Origin of the sequence: Delftia sp. ZNC0008, assembly GCF_000799035.1 — a bacterium.
In the GTDB taxonomy this organism is placed as follows: Bacteria; Pseudomonadota; Gammaproteobacteria; order Burkholderiales; family Burkholderiaceae_C; genus Comamonas; species Comamonas tsuruhatensis.
Window position 1 is genome coordinate 1 of record NZ_JTKZ01000196.1, and the last position, 3,653, is coordinate 3,653.

The window sequence follows — 3,653 nt, forward strand, 5'->3', positions numbered from 1 at the left end:
GGGGCGCTCGAACAGGCCTTCGCGCAGATCGGCCGGGATGCCGGGGCCGGTATCGGCCACGGTGACTTCGACGGCGTTGCCCGCCGCCGCCAGCGCCACCAGGATGCTGCCGCCTTCGGGGGTGTGGCGCAGCGCGTTGTCCAGCAGGTTGCCCAGCACGCGCTCGATCATCCCCAGGTCGGCCTGGACGACGGGCAGGCGGGCTGGGAAGTCGGCCCGCAGCGCCACCTGTCGCGCCTCGGCACGCAGCTCGAATTTCTGGAACACGTCCTGCACCAGGTCGGGCATGGAAAACGGCTCCGGCTCGGGCTGGACAAAGCCGTATTCCAGGCGCGCCAGCTCGAACAGGCTTTGCGCCAGCTCGCCCACCTTCTGGCTCTGTGCCAGGGCAATGCCCAGGTAGCGGCGGCGTTCGGTGGTGTCGAGCACGGCGTCCTTGAGCAGCAGCGTTTCCAGGTAGCCGTGCAGGGACGACAGCGGCGTGCGCAGGTCGTGCGAGACGTTGGCGATGAGCTCGCGCCGCTCCTGGTCCTGGCGCGTGAGGGCGCGCCACTGCTCGCCGATGCGCGCCACCATGCGGCGGTAGGCCGCGTCCAGCACGGCGATCTCGTCGCGGCTGTCCTGCGCGGCACCGGGCTGGGGGGCCGGCAGGTCCGGGGGGGTGCCATGGATGTCGAAGCCGGCCACCTCTTCGGTGAGCCGGCGCAGCGGCCGCGTGATCAGCGCAAAGGCCACCAGGCCGGCCACCAGGCACAGCAGCGCCACCAGGCCGATGGACCACAGCGCCGTGCTGAGCACCGAGTTGGCCGAGCCCTGCGCCACCAGCTGGTCATGCGCCTCGCCCTGCAGCACCACGTAGATGAAGCCCACTTCCTTGCCGTTGACGCGCAGCGGCGCCGCGCTGAAGACCTTGCGGCCTTCGGTGCTGCGCGGGTCGTCGCCCAGGATGGGCAGCGTGCCGCCTTCCAGCAGCCGGTGCACGGGCGCCAGGTCCACGCGCTCGCGGCGCACGCGGCCGTCGGGGGCGGCATGGCCGGCAATGCGGCCATCGGCATCCAGCAGGTAGACCTCCACGCTGGGGTTGACCAGCATGAGCTGGTTGAAGAAGCTGCGCACGGCGCCGGGCATGAGGCCGTTGGCGTCGGTCAGCTGGGCATCGCGCGCAATGCTTTCTGCCACGTCGCGCGACAGGCCCTGCACCACTTCCAGCTCGTGCATGCGGCTGGCGCGCAGCTGCATCCAGGCAGAGGTGCCGCTGCACACCAGCAGCAGCACGGCAAAGACCAGGGACAGGCGCTGGGTCAGTGTCAGGCGCAGTTTCATGGTCATGCGCCCTCGCCCGCTTCGGCGAACTTGTAGCCGCGCCCCCAGACGGTGAGGATGCGCGCGGGCTGGGTCGGGTCGGCCTCGATCTTGGCGCGCAGGCGGTTGATGTGGGTGTTGACGGTGTGCTCGTAGCCTTCGTGCTGGTAGCCCCAGACGGCGTTGAGCAGGTCCATGCGCGAGAACACCTTGCCGGGCTGGCGCGCAAAGAAGTACAGCAGGTCGAACTCGCGCGGGGTCAGGTCCAGCCGGGCACCATGAAGCCGGGCATCGCGCGCCACGGGGTCCATGGCCAGGCCGTCAATGGACAGGCTGCCGGACTCCAGCCGCGCGTTCTGGGCCAGCGCCTCCACACGGCGCAGCAGCGCCTTGACGCGCGCCACCAGCTCCAGCACGGAAAACGGCTTGGCCAGGTAGTCGTCCGCGCCGATCTCCAGGCCCAGGATGCGCTGCACCTCGCTGGAGCGCGCGCTGATGATGATGATGGGCGTGTAGCGCGCCATGGCGCGGGCGCGGCGGCAGATCTCCAGGCCGTCCACGCCGGGCAGCATGATGTCCAGCACCAGCGCGTCCCAGCCGCCGCGCTCCAGTTGGCGCAGGCCGTCGTCGCCGCGCGCGCAGTGCATGACTTCCAGGCCTTCGTCGCGCAGGTGCAGCGTGAGCAGGTCGGCGATATGGGCGTCGTCCTCGACGAGAAGTACGCGGCGCGTGGCGGTCATCGGATGCGGTTTCCTGGAAGTGGCGGGAGTGGCTGCCATTGTGCGCAATACCGGGGCCGGGAGTTATCACGAATCTTTGAACTCTGCGTGAGGACTTCGGGAGGCCGGCGCCCTAACCTGACTGGCATCGCTTCGTTTTCAGACGCACGCAACCTTCAGGAGCACACCATGACCACCAGACGCCATCTTCTGTGGACTGCAGGCGCCGGCACCACCGCCGTGCTGGCGGCCAGCCTGTTCCCGCGCCGCGCGCCAGCGGCCGCCTCCAGCGAGGTCTTCGAGGTCAGCTACACGGATGCCGAGTGGCGCGCCCGCCTCACGCCCGAGCAGTACCGGATCCTGCGCAAGGAAGGCACGGAGCGTGCAGGCTCCAGCCCGCTGAACAAGGAGCACCGCGCGGGCACCTTTGCCTGCGCAGGCTGCGCGCTGCCCCTGTTCTCGTCCAAGACCAAGTTCGACAGCGGCACGGGCTGGCCCAGCTTCTGGCAGCCGCTGGACAAGGCCGTGGCCACGCGCCAGGACCGCACCTACGGCATGCTGCGCACCGAGGTGCATTGCCGCCGCTGCGGCGGCCACCTGGGCCATGTCTTCGACGACGGCCCCAGGCCCACGGGCCTGCGCTACTGCATGAACGGGCTGTCCCTGACGTTCACACCCCAGCCTGCCTGAACCCGGGAGCCAGACCACCCCACCATCACCGGAGAGACACCATGACCAACGATTCCCCCCTCGCCGCCGCACCCCGCCGCCGCGGCCTTCTCCAACTGCTGACCGGCAGCGCCGTGCTGCTGGGCGGCGCCCTGCTGTGGCAGGGCAGCGACCTGCAGGCGGCAGAGCAGGCCGTGCGCATTCCGCCACCCGCGCAGGACATGCCGGCCACGGGCCAGGGGCCGCAGAAAGCCATCTTTGCGGGCGGCTGCTTCTGGGGCGTGCAAGGCGTGTTCCAGCATGTCAAGGGCGTGCAGCGCGCCGTCTCGGGCTACAGCGGCGGCACGGCGGCCCAGGCCTCGTATTCGGCGGTGAGCAGCGGCCGCACCGGGCATGCGGAGTCGGTCGAGGTCACCTATGACCCGGCCCAGGTCAGCTACGGGCAGCTGCTGCAGATCTACTTTTCCGTGGCCCATGACCCGACCCAGCTCAACCGCCAGGGGCCGGACACGGGCACGCAGTACCGCTCGGCCATCTTCGCCACCGACGCCGCCCAGCTCAAGACCGCCCAGGCCTATGTGGCCCAGCTGGACGCGGCCAAGGTCTTCGGCAAGCCCATCGTGACCCGGCTGGAGGACAAGCCCAGCTTCTTCCCGGCCGAGAACTACCACCAGGACTTCATGACCGAGAACCCGCGCCACCCCTACATCGTCATCAACGACCTGCCCAAGGTGGAGCAGCTCAAGCAGCTGTTCCCGGGCAGCTACCGCGCCGAGCCGGTGCTGGTCAAGCAGGCCGCCCGGCAGATGTAGCGTCTGCGCAGCACGGGTGCGGTACGGATGCGGTATAGGTGCCTGCAGGCGTCGGCGGCGGCTGCCGTATGAGACATTTGCGGCATGCCTCCCAGTTCGCTTGATGCACCCGCTGCACCCCTCCCGCCCACCCGCGCCGAAGCCCTGCGCT

General features: G+C 69.8%; 4 protein-coding genes. 2 read left to right on the forward strand and 2 right to left on the reverse strand.

What is annotated here, in order from left to right:
- Together L995_RS06555 and L995_RS06560 are read right to left on the reverse strand one after the other, a co-directional pair.
- On the reverse strand, positions 1-1,323 hold a 1,323-nt coding region (locus L995_RS06555; RefSeq protein ID WP_047470379.1), incomplete at its 3' end, for a sensor histidine kinase.
- A gap of 2 nt (positions 1,324-1,325) precedes the next feature.
- Positions 1,326-2,042 carry a response regulator transcription factor gene (locus tag L995_RS06560; RefSeq protein WP_047327256.1) on the reverse strand — a complete coding sequence of 239 codons (717 nt, stop codon included), beginning with the start codon at positions 2,040-2,042 and terminating at the stop codon, positions 1,326-1,328.
- Between the two features lie 168 nt (positions 2,043-2,210).
- Here L995_RS06560 and msrB point away from each other — a divergent pair, with 168 nt between their 5' ends.
- Together msrB and msrA are read left to right on the forward strand one after the other, a co-directional pair.
- A complete protein-coding gene (gene msrB, locus L995_RS06565) occupies positions 2,211-2,711 on the forward strand; it encodes a peptide-methionine (R)-S-oxide reductase MsrB (RefSeq protein WP_016448169.1) in 501 nt (166 codons plus the stop codon).
- 41 nt (positions 2,712-2,752) lie between these two features.
- Entirely contained in the window at positions 2,753-3,502 is a 750-nt protein-coding gene (gene msrA / locus L995_RS06570) for a peptide-methionine (S)-S-oxide reductase MsrA (protein WP_047470383.1), read from the forward strand.
- Positions 3,503-3,653: the final 151 nt, after the last annotated feature.

Excerpts from the sequence above, each read along its gene's own strand:
- L995_RS06560 (WP_047327256.1), bottom strand. The coding sequence starts at position 2,042 with ATGACCGCCACGCGCCGCGTACTTCTCGTCGAGGACGACGCCCATATC.
- msrB (WP_016448169.1), top strand. The coding sequence starts at position 2,211 with ATGACCACCAGACGCCATCTTCTGTGGACTGCAGGCGCCGGCACCACC.
- msrA (WP_047470383.1), top strand. The coding sequence starts at position 2,753 with ATGACCAACGATTCCCCCCTCGCCGCCGCACCCCGCCGCCGCGGCCTT.